General features: G+C 57.7%; 15 protein-coding genes and 1 tRNA gene. 2 read left to right on the forward strand and 14 right to left on the reverse strand.

Features of this window, described 5'->3' with window-relative positions:
• Window positions 1–45: 45 nt before the first annotated feature.
• The 12 genes from SJY33_RS06440 to aspS all read right to left on the reverse strand — a co-directional run bounded on the left by SJY33_RS06440 (window position 46) and on the right by aspS (window position 13,060).
• Complete coding sequence (locus SJY33_RS06440; RefSeq protein WP_379921795.1) at window positions 46–1,176, reverse strand: ATP-binding protein; 1,131 nt, start codon at window positions 1,174–1,176, stop codon at window positions 46–48.
• Window positions 1,173–1,739: a chemotaxis protein CheB gene (locus SJY33_RS06445; protein ID WP_379921796.1), complete on the reverse strand. Its 567-nt coding sequence runs from the start codon at window positions 1,737–1,739 to the stop codon at window positions 1,173–1,175. Before SJY33_RS06445 ends, SJY33_RS06440 begins: the two co-directional genes overlap by 4 nt.
• Window positions 1,736–2,560 (reverse strand): CheR family methyltransferase, encoded by an 825-nt coding sequence (locus SJY33_RS06450; RefSeq protein WP_379921797.1) that lies wholly within the window; start codon window positions 2,558–2,560, stop codon window positions 1,736–1,738. The genes SJY33_RS06445 and SJY33_RS06450 overlap by 4 nt, the downstream gene beginning before the upstream one ends.
• Window positions 2,557–5,988 (reverse strand): response regulator, encoded by a 3,432-nt coding sequence (locus tag SJY33_RS06455; protein ID WP_379923531.1) that lies wholly within the window; start codon window positions 5,986–5,988, stop codon window positions 2,557–2,559. The genes SJY33_RS06450 and SJY33_RS06455 overlap by 4 nt, the downstream gene beginning before the upstream one ends.
• A 240-nt stretch (window positions 5,989–6,228) precedes the next feature.
• Window positions 6,229–7,089 carry a sensor histidine kinase gene (locus SJY33_RS06460; protein ID WP_379921798.1) on the reverse strand — a complete coding sequence of 287 codons (861 nt, stop codon included), beginning with the start codon at window positions 7,087–7,089 and terminating at the stop codon, window positions 6,229–6,231.
• Window positions 7,090–7,169: 80 nt separating this feature from the next.
• Window positions 7,170–7,517 (reverse strand): hypothetical protein, encoded by a 348-nt coding sequence (locus tag SJY33_RS06465; RefSeq protein ID WP_379921799.1) that lies wholly within the window; start codon window positions 7,515–7,517, stop codon window positions 7,170–7,172.
• A gap of 281 nt (window positions 7,518–7,798) precedes the next feature.
• Window positions 7,799–7,875: transfer RNA gene (locus SJY33_RS06470), tRNA-Met, on the reverse strand.
• A gap of 114 nt (window positions 7,876–7,989) precedes the next feature.
• Complete coding sequence (locus tag SJY33_RS06475) at window positions 7,990–8,520, reverse strand: 2'-5' RNA ligase family protein (RefSeq protein ID WP_379921800.1); 531 nt, start codon at window positions 8,518–8,520, stop codon at window positions 7,990–7,992.
• A 13-nt stretch (window positions 8,521–8,533) separates the two neighbouring features.
• Window positions 8,534–9,445, reverse strand: a complete 912-nt coding sequence (mltG, locus tag SJY33_RS06480) for an endolytic transglycosylase MltG (protein ID WP_379923532.1) — start codon at window positions 9,443–9,445, stop codon at window positions 8,534–8,536.
• A gap of 55 nt (window positions 9,446–9,500) precedes the next feature.
• Entirely contained in the window at window positions 9,501–10,760 is a 1,260-nt protein-coding gene (gene fabF, locus SJY33_RS06485; RefSeq protein ID WP_379921801.1) for a beta-ketoacyl-ACP synthase II, read from the reverse strand.
• Between the two features lie 150 nt (window positions 10,761–10,910).
• Window positions 10,911–11,147 carry an acyl carrier protein gene (locus tag SJY33_RS06490; RefSeq protein ID WP_017666217.1) on the reverse strand — a complete coding sequence of 79 codons (237 nt, stop codon included), beginning with the start codon at window positions 11,145–11,147 and terminating at the stop codon, window positions 10,911–10,913.
• A 122-nt stretch (window positions 11,148–11,269) separates the two neighbouring features.
• Entirely contained in the window at window positions 11,270–13,060 is a 1,791-nt protein-coding gene (gene aspS, locus SJY33_RS06495) for an aspartate--tRNA ligase (RefSeq protein ID WP_379921802.1), read from the reverse strand.
• Between the two features lie 179 nt (window positions 13,061–13,239).
• On the opposite strand from aspS, the gene rnd reads away from it, so the two are divergent.
• Window positions 13,240–14,475, forward strand: coding sequence for a ribonuclease D (gene rnd, locus SJY33_RS06500; RefSeq protein ID WP_379921803.1), 1,236 nt, complete (start codon window positions 13,240–13,242; stop codon window positions 14,473–14,475).
• Between the two features lie 8 nt (window positions 14,476–14,483).
• The gene (locus SJY33_RS06505) at window positions 14,484–15,380 is read left to right on the forward strand and encodes a LysR substrate-binding domain-containing protein (protein ID WP_379921805.1); all 897 of its coding nucleotides are present in this window, start codon (window positions 14,484–14,486) and stop codon (window positions 15,378–15,380) included.
• A 19-nt stretch (window positions 15,381–15,399) separates the two neighbouring features.
• On the opposite strand, the gene SJY33_RS06510 is transcribed toward SJY33_RS06505, so the two are convergent.
• A complete protein-coding gene (locus SJY33_RS06510; protein ID WP_379921807.1) occupies window positions 15,400–15,753 on the reverse strand; it encodes a hypothetical protein in 354 nt (117 codons plus the stop codon).
• A 28-nt stretch (window positions 15,754–15,781) separates the two neighbouring features.
• On the reverse strand, window positions 15,782–16,390 hold the full coding sequence (pgsA, locus tag SJY33_RS06515) for a CDP-diacylglycerol--glycerol-3-phosphate 3-phosphatidyltransferase (protein ID WP_379921808.1): 609 nt from the start codon (window positions 16,388–16,390) through the stop codon (window positions 15,782–15,784).
• Window positions 16,391–16,498: the final 108 nt, after the last annotated feature.

A 16,498-nucleotide genomic window follows, 5' to 3' on the forward strand; every position in this document is an offset into this window, starting at 1 on the left:
AACATAAAAACGCGATGCGAACATCTGCCCGCTTACGCTGAAAACTCAGGCTGCCAACGGCAGTCGCACCTCAAACGTGCTGCCTTCCCCCGGTGCGCTGCGGACAAGCCGGATGTCGCCATCATGCAATTCGACAAGTTGCTTCACCAAGGCGAGCCCAATACCCAGCCCCCCGCCGCTGACGCCTCGTGCGTTGTCCGACTGACCAAACATGTCGAAGATTATCGATTGCTGTGCGTCGGGTATGCCCACACCGCTGTCCGACACTGTTATGACGGCCCGGTCTTTGCTGTGCGAAACGCTGACCTCGATCCGTCCGCCCGCAGGCGTATATCGCGCCGCATTGCTGACAATATTTCCAACAATCTGGATGAACCGCGTGGGATCGACTTCCAACAACATCGGATCATTCAGCGAATTGACGACAAGCGTATGCCCGGCCGATTCAATCGCAGGCATTGCGATTTCCAGAGCTGATGGAAGAATATCGCCAAGCAAGATTCTTTCCTTGCGTAGCAGAATTTGACCGCGTTCGATGCGGTTGATGTCCAGCAGATCGTCCACAAGCCGCGTCATATGGCGCAGGTTCTGTCGCATCGACGTGCGAACCGCGTCCTTGTCGACGCCATCGATTGGCGTTTCCATGAGGCTGAGACCAGATGACAGCACGGCAAGCGGATTGCGCAGCTCATGCGCCAACACTGCCAGAAACTGGTTTTTCTGCTTGTCTGCCGCCTGCAACGCCGACGCGGCATTGGCCAGTTTATCGCGTTGCGATATGATCTTTTGGCGCTGAACGAAAAGATCCAGAAAGACCTTCGATTTGGACCGCAGAATATCAGCCTCAATCGGCTTTTGGATGAAATCGACGGCGCCTGCTTCATATCCGTGAAACCGGCGTGCTGAATCGCCGCTACCGGCCGTCACAAATATGATCGGAATATGCCGCGAACGCGCATTGGCGCGCATGATTTCTGCCAGTTCAAACCCACCCATGCCCGGCATCTGCACATCGAGCAGCGCAAGCGCGTATTCATTACGCAGCATGAGTTCCAGCGCCTCTTCGCCGCTGCCCGCCTTGTGAAGTTCAAGGCCATCGCTTGCCAGCAGTGCCTCAAGCGCAAGCAGGTTTTCCTCAAGGTCATCGACCAACAAGAATTTCACGATCTCGGTCATTGTGCGACCAACTCCTCAAGGGCGGACCTTATATCTTCCAATCGCATCGCTTGTGCATCAGGACAGGCCGCCAGCGCAGCTTGCGGCATAATTTCGACTTCGGCCGTCGCAGGGGTTTGAACAATGCCATGCCCTCCTGCGGTGCAAATGGCGCGCAGCCCTTGCGCTCCATCATGGTTCGCTCCGGTCATGATGATCCCGGCCAGGTGCGAGCCAAAGGCATCGGCTGCGCTTTCAAACAGCACATCGATCGACGGGCGAGAATAATTGACCGCTTCATCTGATGACAACGCTATTGCCCCATCGATCTCGACCAGCAAATGATAATCGGGCGGCGCAAGATAGATCGTGCCGGGCATCGGACATTCCTTGTCCTCGGCTTCCTTGACCGTGAGGCGGCATTTTTCCGCCAGAAGTTCGACCAAGGCATTGTCGCGCCGCCGGGGGATATGCACCACTACCAAAACGGGTGCAGGAAAGTCTGCCGGCAAAACCGGAAGCACCTGCAAAAGCGCTTGAACCCCGCCCGCCGAAGCGCCGATTACAACGGCTTGCAGACTCACCGTGCGTTCCTCCGATAGATACGTTCGTCGCGAACGAAATCCGTAAAGAGGTCGGCATGCGCCGAAAATCTGAGGCTTTCTTTTGAGCCGATGCCAAGAAAGCCGCTACGCACCAAGGACTCACCGAATAGCCCGACAACGCGATCCTGAAGTCCGCGATCGAAATAGATCAAGACATTGCGGCAACTGACCAAGTGCATCTCGCCAAATGCAGCATCTGTCACCAGACTGTGGTCTGAAAACACTGTGCGTTCACGGAGCGATTTGTTGAATACTGCGCGATCATAATCCGCGGTATAAAAATCGGAGAGCGAAGAGTGGCCACCGGAAAGGCGATGATTTTCCGTAAAAAGCTGGATACGATCGAGCGGATAGATCCCTGCTTCGGCCGCACGCAGCGCAGATGGGTTGATATCGGTTGCATAAAAAATCGTCCGGTCCGCCAGCCCTTCTTCTTCGAAAAGGATCGCCAGTGAATGAAGCTCCTCGCCGTGGCTGCAACCCGCCACCCAAACCTTCAGCGATGGGTAAGTGCGCAGGTGTGGGACAACCTTTTCGCGCAGAGCCCGAAAATAGCTCGGGTCGCGAAACATCTCACTGACCTGCACCGTCAGGAAATTAAGCAGACGCGGTAGGATCGTCTCATCATGCAGCACAGCCGACTGAATGTCGGAAATGCTGTCATACCCCCACTGCGCGCGTGCCTGAAGCAGCCGCCGCTTGATCGACGCTTGGGCGTAGTGGCGGAAGTCGTAATGGTAGTGGTGATACAAGGCATCCAGCAGCAACCGGATCTCGATATCTTCGATGCTCTCACTCACCTTGGCATCCAGACGCGTACCAGAGAAAGAAGCTTGTCCACATCCAGGGGCTTGGACATGTAATCATTCGCGCCCGCTTCAATACATTTTTGCTGATCGTCAGGCATCGCCTTGGCCGTCAACATGATGATCGGCAATTTCTTCCAGCGTGCTTCAGCACGGATGGCGCGCGCGGCGGTCAATCCGTCCATGACCGGCATCATCACATCCATCAACACCAGATCGATGGCCTTTTCCGGATCACCCACCGATTGTGCCAACGCGTCCAGCGCTTCCTGACCATTACGGGCGATCATTGTCAGGGCTCCGCGCGGTTCCAGAACGCTGGTGAGCGAGTAGACGTTTCTGACGTCATCTTCGACAATAAGGATGGTCTTTCCTTCCAGAGCCGCATCGCGGTGCCGGGCCTTTTCGATCATCTGACGCTGTTCGGGGGGGAGATCCGACACCACGCGGTGAAGGAACAGCGAAACTTCGTCCAGCAAACGCTCGGGTGACTTGGCGCCTTTGATGATAATTGAGCTGGAATAGCGCCGCAGACGCTGTTCTTCCTGCGGCGAAAGATCCCGTCCCGTATAGACGATGACAGGTGGCAGGGCGCCACGTTCCTCGTCGCTTAACGTTTCCAGAAGCGAAAACCCGGATGCATCCGGAAGGGTCAGATCAAGGACCATACAGTCAAAATGGCCACGACCCAATTCCTCAAGGCATTCGGCAGCGGTCCCAACGCCCACGGTTTCCACGTCCTGCGAGCCCAAAAGCTGCCCGACTGCCTCACGCTGAACGTCATCGTCCTCAACGATAAGGACACGGCGCAAGCGCGATGCCAGCTGTTCCTGCAAGCCGGCCAACACTTCGGCGAGGCGTTCACGGGGCGCGGGCTTTTCCAGAAAACCGATCGCCCCCAGCGCCAGCGCCGTCTGGCCCTGGTCCGATCCCGATACGACGTGGATGGGAATATGCCGCGTGTCGTCGTCGTGCTTGAGGCGGTCTAGCACGGTTAGTCCGGACTGGTCGGGCAAGCCGATGTCGAGAATAATGGCGCTCGGCTTGTATTCCGCCGCAACGTCGATCGCTTCCTGAGCGGTGCCGGCAATAAGGCATTGGAAACCCAATTCGCGGGCCAGATCGGAAACGATCCCGGCAAAGGCCGCATCATCCTCAATGACCAAAAGCACCTGCTTGCCTTCGGTCAGCAGCTTGCGGTCATCATCAGGGACAGCCGAACGTGTTGGTACCGGCTGCGACGAGGCGGTTGGACGGGCAACCGGCGCGGACGCCTCGATCGGATTTTCGCTGTTGAGGGAAAGCTGACGCGATGCAACCTTCGCCGGATCGTATGCCATCGGCAGACTGACAATAAAGGTGCTGCCTTTGTCTTTTTCGCTTTCAAGACGGATTGTGCCGCCCAGCAAACGCACCAGTTCGCGCGAGATCGAGAGACCCAGCCCTGTGCCGCCGAACTTGCGGCTGATCGTACCGTCGGCCTGTCGGAACGCTTCGAAAATCGCCTCTCGCTGTGCTTCGGCAATTCCAATACCGGTGTCGGTCACGACCAATTCGACAAGGCCCTTGTCGGTTGTCGAAATCGCGAGCGTTACGCTGCCTTTTTCAGTGAATTTGATACCGTTCGAAAGCAGGTTTTTCAGCACCTGTTCCAGGCGCATCCGATCAGTGTCGAAGGTTCGCGGAGCACCGGGTTTCACAATGATCTGGAGATCAAGGCCGCGTTGCTGCGCAAGAGGTTCAAATACCTTGCGCAGGTCCGCCGCCAACCGCTCGGTCGAAACGGGAGCCGGTTCTATGGTCACATGCCCGGCTTCGATTTTCGACAAATCCAGGATGTCGTTGATCAGCGTCAGCAGATCATTGCCCGATGATTCAATCGTCTGCGCAAATTTGACCTGTTTGGACGTTAGATTGCCATCGGCGTTTTCACCAAGCAACTTTGACAAGATGAGCAACGAATTGAGTGGTGTGCGCAGTTCGTGGCTCATGTTCGCCAGGAAGTCGGATTTGTACTGGCTCGCCTGCTCCAGTTCGCTCGCCTTAAGTTGCAGCGAAGCGGCTGCGCGTGACAATTCGTCACGCTGCACTTCCAGCGTTTGGGCCTGTTCTTCGAGCTGGCTGTTGGTCTGCTCCAATTCGACCTGCTGCAGTTCAAGCCGCGCCTGGGTTTCCTTCAGGGCGTTGGCCTGCTCCTCCAGTTCTTCATTGCTGACGCGCAATTCCTCACCTTGCGCCTGCAATTCGCCAGCCTGATGCTGCGTTTCTTCCAGCGCATCCTGCAACATCTCGCGGAACCGCGCAGAGCGCAGGGCGACACCGATCGATCCCGAAACGGTGTCCAGAAAATCCAGAACAAGACTATCGACAGCATCGAAGAAGCCAAGCTCGATGACTGAATTCACCGAACCTTCAAAAAGCACGGGAAGCACAACCAGATGGCGCGGCGTATCATGGCCCAGAGCCGAACCGATCTTTAGGTAGCCTTCAGGTATGTCTTTCAGCAATGTCGCCTGACCATCGGCGGCAACTTTGCCGAGCAATCCTTCATTGAGGCCAAAGGTTTCCGGCACCGAACCGCTGTCCGCAACACCGATCAAGGCAACCTGGTTGAACGTACCGCCCTCCCCTTTGAACAATGCGCCGGCATTTGCGCCGGTTCTTTCAGCAAGAAATGACAGGACCGTGGCGCCAACCTGATGAACGGTTTTTTCGCCCCGCATTGCTTCGCTCAGCGCGACTTGACCTGTCTGAATCCAGCGCTGGCGTTCGCGGCTGCGGTTGCTTCGGGTCGCAAAGATGAAAACGGCGATCGTCAACACGGCGCCGATAAGGCTTGTGATGATGGCGCTCAGAACCGCGTTGCTCGAAGCCTCCGCCAGCAACGTTACCCGTTCTGCGCGCGTTTCGACCTCTTCCCGGTTTATTTGTGCCATTTGTTGCCGGATCGCATCCATTGCGATCTCACCGCGATCGCTGTCGATGAATGCAATAGCCTGCTCACCGCCATCCTCGCGCCGGATACGCACCGCAGCTTCCGCAAAACGGATCTTGTTGTCGACCGTCGTTCGCAGCAATCCTAAATTCTGGCGTTGGATGGGATCGTTTTTGATGAGTGTCTCAATTGTGGAAAGGCTGTTTTGTGCAGCCGCCAGCCCTTCCTCATAGGGTTCGAGATATTTGTCCTCGCCGGTAACAACAAAACCACGCTGACCGGTTTCGACATTCAGCGTTGCCATCATCAAATCATCAAGAGCGCTCAGCACTTCATGGGTGTTGCGGATACCCTCATCACTCTCCCGCATAGCTGCAATGTTGGCATATGCCGCGTAAGCGGTGATGATAAAGAACCCCACGCCGACCAGAAGCCCGATGATCGACCAAACTTTCGAAGAAAATCGGATGCCCTGCTTCGATTGCATGTTTTGCAAAGTCTCGAACCCCTTGGTGAAGACCGCCGCCATAGGTATATCGTTAGCCAGCAATCAACTCTTTTTGCTGCCAGCAGCATCGCAGCGCTGATCGGCGGCTTTATTGCGCTGCGGGCAAGCGGTGCCGGCGTGTAAAACGAGCAACGCAGTGCAAGTCAAAGTGTCACTACAGTAACCCTGCGTGGCCGGGTTAACATTGCCGAATTTGCAGATAAACAGGTCTAGTCCGGCCTATTGATTGACCGAGCTGCCACGAATTTCATGAATGATGACGCGCGTACCACCATTGGTTTCGAAACGTGCCTCGCGCCCAACTGTTGCCGACAGCGTCATGATCAATTGGATTCCAAGGCTATCCAATTGAACCATGCCTATATCGAAGCCGTCAGGCAGTCCGACCCCTTGATCCGATACGGTCAGCGTCGCTGTATCGTTTTTGCGCTGCAACAGGATTTCGATCGGACCACCCCCAGAAGGGTACGCATATTTTACCGCATTGGTGACTGCCTCGGACACCACCAAGGCGATCGATGTGGCTGCAGAAGTCTCGACCGAGAAACGATCGATTTTGCAATGAATCTGATGTGCAGGAGCCTGCCCGCCAAGTTGTTCGCACAGCTTGGGAAGCAACTCCGACAGTTCGACCGTCTCGGTCATGTTCTGACGCCATAGATGATCGTGGGTAGCCGCAACTGCCATAATTCGTCCGGAGGCATCGCCAAGCGCGGTGGCGGCTTCGTCGGTCTTGACGCTGCGTGCCTGCATAAGCATCAGGCTCGACAGAATGGCGAGACTGTTCTTCACGCGGTGACTTGCTTCCTTGACCAGTAACCGCTGCTGCTCCACCGCCTTGCGCAGTTGTTCTTCCATCGCAATCCGATCTGATGCAACGCCCACGAGGTTTGCCAAGCCTTGCAGAAAGGCAAGGTCAGCAGCCTCGAACTCGCCCGCGTTCGGGCTATCGACCTCCAAAACGCCCCAAGGCCCGTTAAGTCGAGCGATGACAACGTTGATGGCACGACGGACACCATGCGTTGCCATCACATCAGGCGTTCTGAACCGTTCTTCTTTTTCGAGATGGTTCGATATCACCGGTGAGCCTGTCTGGAATGCGTACCCCGCAGGTGACCTGCGTCAGCCCCGATCGTCGCAGTGCCTACGATCCCGCTGCGCTAGCCCACACCGGCGCGGATCAGAAGATCGCATTCGTCCTTTCTGTATTCGAGGATTTTGGCGAGCCCCGTTCGCATTCCCTCGGCAGCTGCGACCGCTGCATCATCAAGCAGCGCGTCAAAAGAGCATTGCTTCAACGCATGCAGTCCGAAATCAGACAGGATTGCCTGCTGGGTTAACCTGTAACCCAACATGGAACCATCACCCACTTCGGCAACAGCCTCATCGAAACTGCCCGCGCTGTTATCGTCATTCACCTCTACGATTTCAGGAGAGTGCTGATCGGTAAACGCGACCGGTGTAGCGCCAATATCGGAACGACCATCTACGGAAGAACTGGATGTCATGATAAGGCGTTGTCCGGTCTACATTGAAGAAGCATCAGAAATACGGGACTGGTCGCTACAGGCTGCATCTGATCACCGCAATACAGCAGCAACAAACGCTGGGACGCGGCGAATGTTACATCTTTGGCTGTTATGGCAGCCCACTTCGCCGCGGACATTCCAGCACACGTGAAACGACCGCACCTGCTGCGCCCTTGGCAAGCCAATTATAGACCGATCGCGTTTAGCGCGGCAAATCAGGCCATCCATGCGGAGCGGGAATTTTTTCGAACTTGCAAGAATGGTAGCGGAGGAGGGACTCGAACCCCCGACACGCGGATTATGATTCCGCTGCTCTAACCGGCTGAGCTACTCCGCCCCATGGGCATCCGACGTTTAGTACTGCGCCGGATTCGGCACCGGGTGTCGGCCCGGGCGAGGCGCGCAATTAGGGTCACTGGGGCGCGGGGTCAAGCCCTGTTACACACAAACCTTAAAGCCGTTCGCTCCCTCGAAAAGGACAAGTCTTGACCGGTTCCCACGGCCCCCCAAGGTAGCGCCACAACTCCAAGGCCGGGAAGCTGAAGCGCGGCTTTTGCGTCCAGGGTGTCACCAATGCAGACAGGGTCGCCTGAAGCGCCCTCGCCTCGTCTTTGCTCACCTTGTTCTGCACCGTTATGTGCAGGCGTGGCTCAGTAAGATCCTGCGCTGTCAGGCTGCCGTGAAAATGATCTGCAATCAACGCGCGCAAGGTCATGAGCTGCGGTGCTTCCAGCGCGATGGCGGTGCCCTTGCCCAGATCCATCACGCCCTTCACCGCCCCTTCAGGCGCCGCAAATTCCCGTGTACAGTGAGGCAGGAAGTCGACAAGCTCATCCAACAGCGACGGCGCAAACGCGTGGAACAGCGTAACATGCGCGTGAAGGTAGTTGCGTGCCGGAGGAAAATGCGCGCGTCGCAAACCTTCGGCAAAGCCCGCAAGATCGGGCGGCAAAGCTGCCGTAAGGATGAAAGGCTGCGGCATCCGGCTATCTCATCTACATTTCCCCGCGTTCCCGGCGGATCGCGTACCATTTTGCAACGTTGGCATTGTGTTCAGCCAAGGTATCGGCAAACCAATGGCCACCCGTTCCATCGGCAACCATGTAAAGTGCCTGCGTGGTCTGGGGATTCAGCACAGCAGCGATGCTGGCGCGGCCAGGATTGGTGATAGGCCCTTCCGGAAGGCCGACGCGGGTGTAGGTGTTGTAGCCATTAACAGCCGCGATCTCGGATTGCTTGATCCGGCGCCCCAGCGGCTTGCCCTTGGTGATCGGATAGATGATCGTCGGATCCGCCTGCAACTTCATCCCGGTTCGCACACGGTTGGAATACAGACCCGCAACCATCCGGCGTTCTTCCGGTTTGCCGGTTTCCTTCTCGACGATTGAAGCAAGGGTAAGCGCGTCGCGCATGGTATCAACCGCGATGCCCGGCTTGCGCGCCGCCCACTCTTCGGCCAGCGCACGGTCCATTGCGGTTTGCATCTGTTCAACAAGACTTGCGCGCGACTGACCGCGTTCGAAGCTGTAGGTATCGGGCAGGATCGACCCTTCCGGCGGTACGGGAACTTCACCAGTCAGGAGCGGCTCTGCCATCAGGCGTTCCCATACGAGTACCGATGGCATGCCTTCGGGAATGGTGATGAAACGGCGGATCACATCGCCGTTCTGGAAAGCTGCAAGAATATCGCCTTGCCCCATGTCAGGGCTGAGAAGGAATTCTCCTGCCTGGATCGGGGTATCGGCGCCAAACACCCGTGCCTGCAGCACAAAGCTGGATGCCGAGGAAATCAGCCCCTCGGCCTCCAGCTTTTCGGCGATGGATGCGACCGATGCGCCGGCCGGGATCGTGAAGCTGGTATCCTTCGCGATCGTGGCGGACCCCATGAACGTCCAAGCCGCCACCATTGCGGCAAGGATAATCCCGAAACCTACCAGTGCCAGCCGCAGAACTTTCACCGGATCAGTCGACCTTCTGCATGATGATCGAGGCATTGGTTCCACCGAAGCCAAACGAATTGTTCAGGACGGCGCGCACTTCGCGCTTCTTTGCGACCAGCGGCACAAGGTCGATGCCTTCGGTGCCATCATCAGGATCATGGAGATTAAGCGTCGGCGGTACGATCCCGTCGCGCATGGCGAGGATGCAGAAGATCGCCTCCACCGCGCCGGCGCCGCCAAGCAGGTGACCGATCGCGCTTTTGGTCGAAGACATCGAAGCGCCGCCGAGGTCATCTCCCAGCACGCGCTTGATCGCGGCGAGTTCGATGGTGTCGGCCATGGTAGAGGTGCCGTGGGCGTTGATGTAATCAATATCGCCGGGCCCAAGGCCCGCCTTCTTCAGCGCCATGCGCATTGCGAGTTCTGCGCCGCGGCCTTCGGGATGCGGGGCGGTTACGTGGTAGGCATCACCCGACAGGCCATACCCCGTAACCTCGGCATAAATTTTTGCGCCGCGCGCCTTGGCACGTTCGTATTCTTCCAGCACGACGACGCCTGCGCCTTCGCCCATGACAAATCCGTCTCGGTTCTTGTCATAAGGCCGGCTTGCTTCGGTCGGGCGGTCGTTCATGCTCATGTTGAGCGCCCGCGCCTGGGCGAAACCCGCGATGCCGAGCGGATTGATCGTCCCTTCGGCTCCCCCTGCCAGCATCACGTCGGCATCATCCATCATGATCATCCGGGCCGCATCGCCGATCGAATGCGCACCAGTCGAACAGGCCGTGACCACTGCGTGGTTCGGCCCCATGAACCCGTACTTGATCTGCACCTGGCCGGTGATGAGATTGATCAGGCGTCCGTGCACGAAATGCGGAGACACCCGCGATGGACCGCGTTCGTGCAGGTTGACGCTTTCAATCTCGATACCCGGCAGCCCGCCGATACCCGACCCGATAGAGCAACCAGTGCGCTCCTTCTCGGCTTGGGTCATATCGGTAAGACCCGCATCCTCTAACGCCTGTCCCGCAGCATCTATGCCATAAACGATAAACGGATCGACCTGGCGCTGCACCTTGTGATCAACGCGCTTGTCGGGATCGAAACCCCAGGGATGGTCTTTGCCCTTCACCTCGCAGGCGATGGTGCATTTCTGGTTTGAAGCATCAAAGCGGGTGATTTGCCCCGCTCCGCTTTCCCCCGCGACAAGATTTGCCCATGTCGTTTCGACATCGGCTCCAAGCGGGGTCACGAGGCCAAGCCCGGTTACAACCACACGGCGCATTCAACTTCTCCCAAAACGCAAGACAGGCTCAACCCACTTGGGCTGAGCCTGTCAAAATCCCGCATCACTTCCATCGACAAGCAATTCAGAAGGGCGCCCCCCTGATCCTTCGACAGGCTCAGGATCACGGGCAGACGGGATGGCCGGGCCTTAGCCCTTGTGCTCTTCGATGTACTTTGTCGCATCACCAACGGTGGTGATCTTCTCAGCTGCATCGTCAGGAATTTCGACACCGAATTCCTCTTCGAACGCCATCACCAGTTCGACGATGTCGAGGCTGTCGGCGCCCAGATCGTCGATGAAGCTTGCATCCTGAGTAACCTTGTCAGCTTCGACGCCGAGATGTTCGACAACAATCTTGGCTACCCGGTCGGCAGTATCGCTCATGGTATTCCCTCTTGAACTGGGGTTAAATCTCTCGCTTCCGCCCTAAAGAACGGCGCGGTGATGTGCAAGTGGGCTTGAGCCGCGCTCCCCACAAGGAGCACGGTCACAGCCGCAGTAAAAAATCAGATGCTTTCCTTCTTGGGCGGTTCGACCACACGCAGATGCAGTTCGCGCAAAGAGCGCGACTCAGCCGGAGATGGCGCACCCATCAACAGGTCTTCCGCACGCTGGTTCATCGGGAACAGCGAAATCTCGCGCAGGTTCTTGGCACCGCACAACAGCATGATGATGCGATCAACACCGGCTGCCATGCCGCCATGCGGCGGCGCGCCGTACTGGAAGGCGCGATACATGCCGCCGAAGCGTTCTTCGACATCCGCTTTGGACAGCCCGACCAGTTCGAACGCCTTCACCATCGTTTCAGGCATGTGATTGCGGATCGATCCGCTCGCGATTTCGAACCCGTTGCAAACCAGATCGTACTGATAAGCCTTGATCGTCAGGGGGTCCTGACCATTCAACGCATCGATCCCGCCCTGAGGCATCGAGAACGGATTGTGCGAGAAATCGACCTTCTTTTCATCCTCGTTCCATTCGTAGAACGGGAAATCGACGATCCAGCACAGCGCGAACCGGCTTTCGTCGATCAGGCCAAGGTCCTCGCCCACACGAATGCGCGCAGCGCCTGCAAGCTTTGCGGCATCGGCTTCCCTGCCTGCGGCGAAGAACAGACCGTCATTTTCGCCCAGTCCAAGCTCGGCGTAAAGTTCGGCCATCCGTTCTGGTCCATGGTTCTTGGCAATCGGCCCGCCGAATTCGCCGCCCTTACGGGTGACATAGCCAAGGCCTGCGTAACCTTCCTTGCGCGCCCAATCGTTCATTTCGTCAAAGAACTTGCGGCTCTTTTCGTGCGTCGCGGGCGCAGGGATCACCCGAACAACGCCCCCGCCGCCGACGATCTTTTCGAACAGGCCGAAGCCGGACTGCGTGAAGTGCGACGACACGTCCGAAATGATCAGCGGGTTGCGCAGATCGGGTTTGTCCGAACCGTATTTGAGGATCGCCTCATCATAGGGGATACGCGGAAATTCACCGGCAGGGGTTACCTGCTTGTCGCCAGCAAAGGCGGCAAACGTACCCTGGATGATCGGCTCCATCGTCTCCCACACTTCCTCCTGAGTGACGAAGCTCATTTCCAGATCGAGTTGATAGAACTCCCCCGGAAGCCGATCAGCGCGCGGATCTTCGTCGCGGAAGCAGGGCGCGATCTGGAAATAACGGTCGAAGCCGGCAACCATAAGCAGCTGCTTGTACTGCTGCGGCGCCTGCGGAAGCGCGTAGAATTTGCCAGCGTGAATGCGGCTCGGCACAAGGAAATCACGCGCGCCTTCGGGGCTGGACGCTGTCAGGATCGGGGTTGAAAATTCGTTGAACCCTGCCGACGCCATCCGTGTGCGCATATCCGCAATCACAGCCACGCGGGTCATGATGTTCCTGTGCAGCGTTTCACGGCGCAGATCGAGGAACCGGTACTTGAGACGCACGTCCTCAGGATACGGCTGTTCGTCCGCAACCGGCATGGGAAGTTCTTCCGACGCGCTTTGCACGGTGATCGCACGCGCGAAAACTTCAATGGCACCTGTTGCAATGCGCGGATTGACTGTCTCTGCAGACCGCGCCTTGACCTCGCCCTCGATGGTGATCACGCTTTCAACGCGCAGGCGATCCAGCACGGGCAAGGCGGGGGAATCTGCATCCGCGACAATCTGCGTGATGCCGTAATGGTCGCGCAGATCAACGAACAGCACGCCGCCGAAATCACGCTTGCGGTGCACCCAGCCCGAAAGGCGAACGGCCTGACCGACCTGCTCCGAAGAAAGCTGTGCGCAATTATGCGTGCGATAAGGGTGCATCTAAACTCTTGTCCTGTTTGCGGCTATGACGCTAGTGCGCGTTCGCGCGATACATGTTGGAGCCATGCTCCACCGTCGGCGCGCTAACAGGGGAAGCCTCGCACTTTGTCAAGGTGTGCAAGGCCAGCCGGGTTCAATCCCGAGGGCGGTACTCCGCTCGCCAATTGCGAAAAGACGATATGAAAATTCATCCGCTAATTACCACCACCGAAGCCCTTTCCGAACTTTGCGAACGGCTTGCGAAATCCGATTTTGTCGCTGTTGATACCGAATTCATGCGCGAAAACACCTACTGGCCTGAACTGTGCCTGGTGCAAATCGGCAATACCGAGGAAGCAGCCGCGATCGATCCGATGGCTGACGGTATTGATCTTACCCCCTTGCTCGACCTGATGTGCGAGAATGAAGACGTTCTGAAAGTCTTTCACGCCGGTGGGCAGGATGTAGAAATCATCGTCAATCTCACAGGAAAGACGCCCCACCCCATCTTCGACACCCAGATCGCAATGATGGCGATCAGCCAGTCCGAACAGATCGGCTATGCCAATCTGGTGGAAACGTGGATGGGTCTCACCATCGATAAGGGGGCCCGGTTTACCGACTGGAGCCGGCGTCCCTTGACCGAACGGCAGATCGAATACGCCATCGGCGATGTCACGCATCTTGCCGCCATCTTTCCGCGCATCTTGAAAAAACTGATCAAGACAGGCCGCGGACTGTGGCTGGATGCCGAGATGGAAAAGCTCGCCGATCCCACCAATTACATCACCGATCCGGGCCAGGCATGGAAGCGTATCCGCCAGCCGGGCCGCAACCCGCAGGTTCTGGGACGGATGAAGGCGCTTGCCGCCTGGCGGGAGAGCGAAGCGCAGCACAAGAACATCCCTCGCGGGCGGATCATGCGGGACGAAACGCTTGCTGATATCGCCAGCCATCCCCCCAAATCGCAGAGCGATCTGGCCAAGGTGCGCGGTCTGTCGGCAGCGTGGAAGGACAACGACATCGGCAAGCGGTTGATGAAGGTCCTTGCCGATGCCGAACCACTGCCGAAATCGGAGATGCCCGAAAAGATCAAACAGGGCGCGCCGCTGGGCAAAGAAGGCGCGCTTGTGGCCGATCTGCTCAAGCTGTTGTTGAAAATCCGTGCGCGCGAAATTGACGTCGCCTCTCGCCTTTTGACCCGCGCCGATGAGATGGAGGCACTGGCAGCCGGGGTTCGTGATCTGCCGGTGTTAAAAGGCTGGCGGTTTGAAGTGTTTGGCAAGGATGCCCTCGATCTTGTCGAAGGCAAGCGCGCCTTTGCCGTTGAGCGTGGACGGCTGAAGATGACCCACCTTGATGCGGCCGATCATGAAATGGAACCTGTGACGGACGATGCATCCGGATCAGAGCCTGACACGCTGGCAGCAGAGTAGCGTCAGGCGTGTCCACCTACCTCCCTACGATAAAGCAACTTCAGTATCTTGTTGCGCTTCACGAACATGGCCATTTTGGCAAAGCGGCGGATGCCAGTTTCGTGTCGCAATCGACGCTTTCGGCAGGCATCCGTGAACTGGAATCGCTGCTCGGGGTGACGCTCGTCGAAAGATCGCGCCGGGTCGTTCGCTTTACGGCTCTGGGTGAACAGGTCGTGGCCAAAGCCAACCGTCTCCTGCGCGAGGCCGAAGAACTTGCCGATCTGGTACAGGCATCGGGCAAACCTCTATCCGGCGAATTGCGGATGAGCGTGATACCAACCATCGCGCCTTTTCTTTTGCCGCGAGTGTTGCCCCGGCTCAGAAGCGAACGGCCCGATCTTAAGCTGCTGCTGCGCGAAGAAACCAGCCACGACGCGCTGGAATCATTGAACCACGGTCGTGTCGATTGCGTGCTTCTGGCTTTGCCGTTCGACACGGGCGATGCGGCTTTTGCGCATATTGCCGATGATCGGCTGTTCATTGCCTTCCCCAAAGACGACCCGCGCGATCCGCCCGCCAGCATCACGCCCGACATGATCGATCAGGGCCGCCTGCTGTTGCTCGAAGATGGTCACTGTCTGCGCGATCACGCGCTGGCTGCGTGCAACCGCGCCGAATTGCGTGCCAGCGCCGCGATGATCGGGACAAGTCTGCATACGCTGGTGCAACTCGTCGACAATGATCTGGGGCTCACCATGCTCCCCGAAATGGCCCTCAAAGCGGGCATTCTTGCCGGAACACAGGTGGTCGCACGGCCCGTGGATAGCCCAACGGCGAAGCGCGAAATCGTGCTGGTATGGCGCAAGAACAGTCCGCGTGAGAACGATTTTCAACTGCTGGCCGAAGAACTGCGCGCCGGATGACGCGGCTCGAAAGGCACCTTCAACACTCCGCCAACGCGAAGCTCATGGCAAGGATCGAACCCACGGCAATCCGTCGGCGCTGTGATGGCGGCGCAAACCGGTAGCGACGCGACGTGTCATCTGAAGGTTTGCACCCCGTTTTCGCGGCGCAGTGAAGCAGCCTGTCGGCGTCGTGAACTTCGATTGAGTCTACCAGATCACGCACATCCAATGCCAAGATTTCGGCATCCCTGATAAGTGCGTCGGCGCGGGTCAGATCGCCCTTGGCCAGGGCTTTGCGCGCTTCGAACTGAAGCCTGCTGGCATGGTCAGCCAGAAGCCGTGCATAGCTGATTGGATCGTGTGGATAGCCGGGCCACATGACAATGTGCATACCACGTCCACCGCCTGCCGCACCATCATCAATCCATGTGCTTGAGACCAACGCGCAGGTAATCCCAACCCGTCACACAGGTAAGCACGGCTGCGGCCCATAGGCTGATCAGTCCGATAAGATGTACCCAGCTTTGAGCCAGCGTCTGGCACATATCGCCTACCGCCTGGCACGGAGGGCCATTGATGGCGCCGCCGAGTATCAAAGCGCCCAGCGAGACGAGCTGGAAGGTGGTCTTCCATTTTGCCAGACGCGAAACAGGCACCGAAACCTGAATGCCGCCCAGAAATTCACGCAAGCCCGAAACCGCAATTTCGCGAACCAGTATGACAAGTCCTGCGATAACATGCACATCGCCTGCATAGGGGCCGCGCAAATACCCTTGCGCAGTCAGAACAAGCACCACAGCGGCCACCATGATCTTGTCTGCAATGGGGTCAAGAAAGGTACCCATTTTCGATACGGCACCTTGCGCGCGTGCCAGATAACCGTCGAGATAATCGGTCAGCGCAATGACGCAATAAAGCACAAATCCGACAAGATAGCCCAATTGCCAATCCGGCCACCAAAGAAAGAAGGCCAGCAAAGGCACCGCGAAAATGCGGGACAGGGTGAGGATATTGGGCAGGCTGGACATAGATGACACTCGTCTAGCGCCGGAATGACCGCGGCAAAACCCCTGCTTTATCCAGTTCCCCCAACGTCCGAAGCCCCGGAACCGCGTGACAGGCCCATCATCGGTCGG

The sequence above is a fragment of the Erythrobacter sp. R86502 genome (assembly GCF_042466465.1).
Lineage (GTDB): Bacteria > Pseudomonadota > Alphaproteobacteria > Sphingomonadales > Sphingomonadaceae > Erythrobacter.

Excerpts from the sequence above, each read along its gene's own strand:
- rnd (WP_379921803.1), top strand. The coding sequence starts at position 13,240 with ATGAAAATTCATCCGCTAATTACCACCACCGAAGCCCTTTCCGAACTT.
- SJY33_RS06510 (WP_379921807.1), bottom strand. The coding sequence starts at position 15,753 with ATGCACATTGTCATGTGGCCCGGCTATCCACACGATCCAATCAGCTAT.
- SJY33_RS06455 (WP_379923531.1), bottom strand. The coding sequence starts at position 5,988 with ATGCAATCGAAGCAGGGCATCCGATTTTCTTCGAAAGTTTGGTCGATC.
- mltG (WP_379923532.1), bottom strand. The coding sequence starts at position 9,445 with ATGGTGGCGGCTTGGACGTTCATGGGGTCCGCCACGATCGCGAAGGAT.
- SJY33_RS06465 (WP_379921799.1), bottom strand. The coding sequence starts at position 7,517 with ATGACATCCAGTTCTTCCGTAGATGGTCGTTCCGATATTGGCGCTACA.
- aspS (WP_379921802.1), bottom strand. The coding sequence starts at position 13,060 with ATGCACCCTTATCGCACGCATAATTGCGCACAGCTTTCTTCGGAGCAG.
- SJY33_RS06490 (WP_017666217.1), bottom strand. The coding sequence starts at position 11,147 with ATGAGCGATACTGCCGACCGGGTAGCCAAGATTGTTGTCGAACATCTC.
- SJY33_RS06440 (WP_379921795.1), bottom strand. The coding sequence starts at position 1,176 with ATGACCGAGATCGTGAAATTCTTGTTGGTCGATGACCTTGAGGAAAAC.
- fabF (WP_379921801.1), bottom strand. The coding sequence starts at position 10,760 with ATGCGCCGTGTGGTTGTAACCGGGCTTGGCCTCGTGACCCCGCTTGGA.
- SJY33_RS06475 (WP_379921800.1), bottom strand. The coding sequence starts at position 8,520 with ATGCCGCAGCCTTTCATCCTTACGGCAGCTTTGCCGCCCGATCTTGCG.
- pgsA (WP_379921808.1), bottom strand. The coding sequence starts at position 16,390 with ATGTCCAGCCTGCCCAATATCCTCACCCTGTCCCGCATTTTCGCGGTG.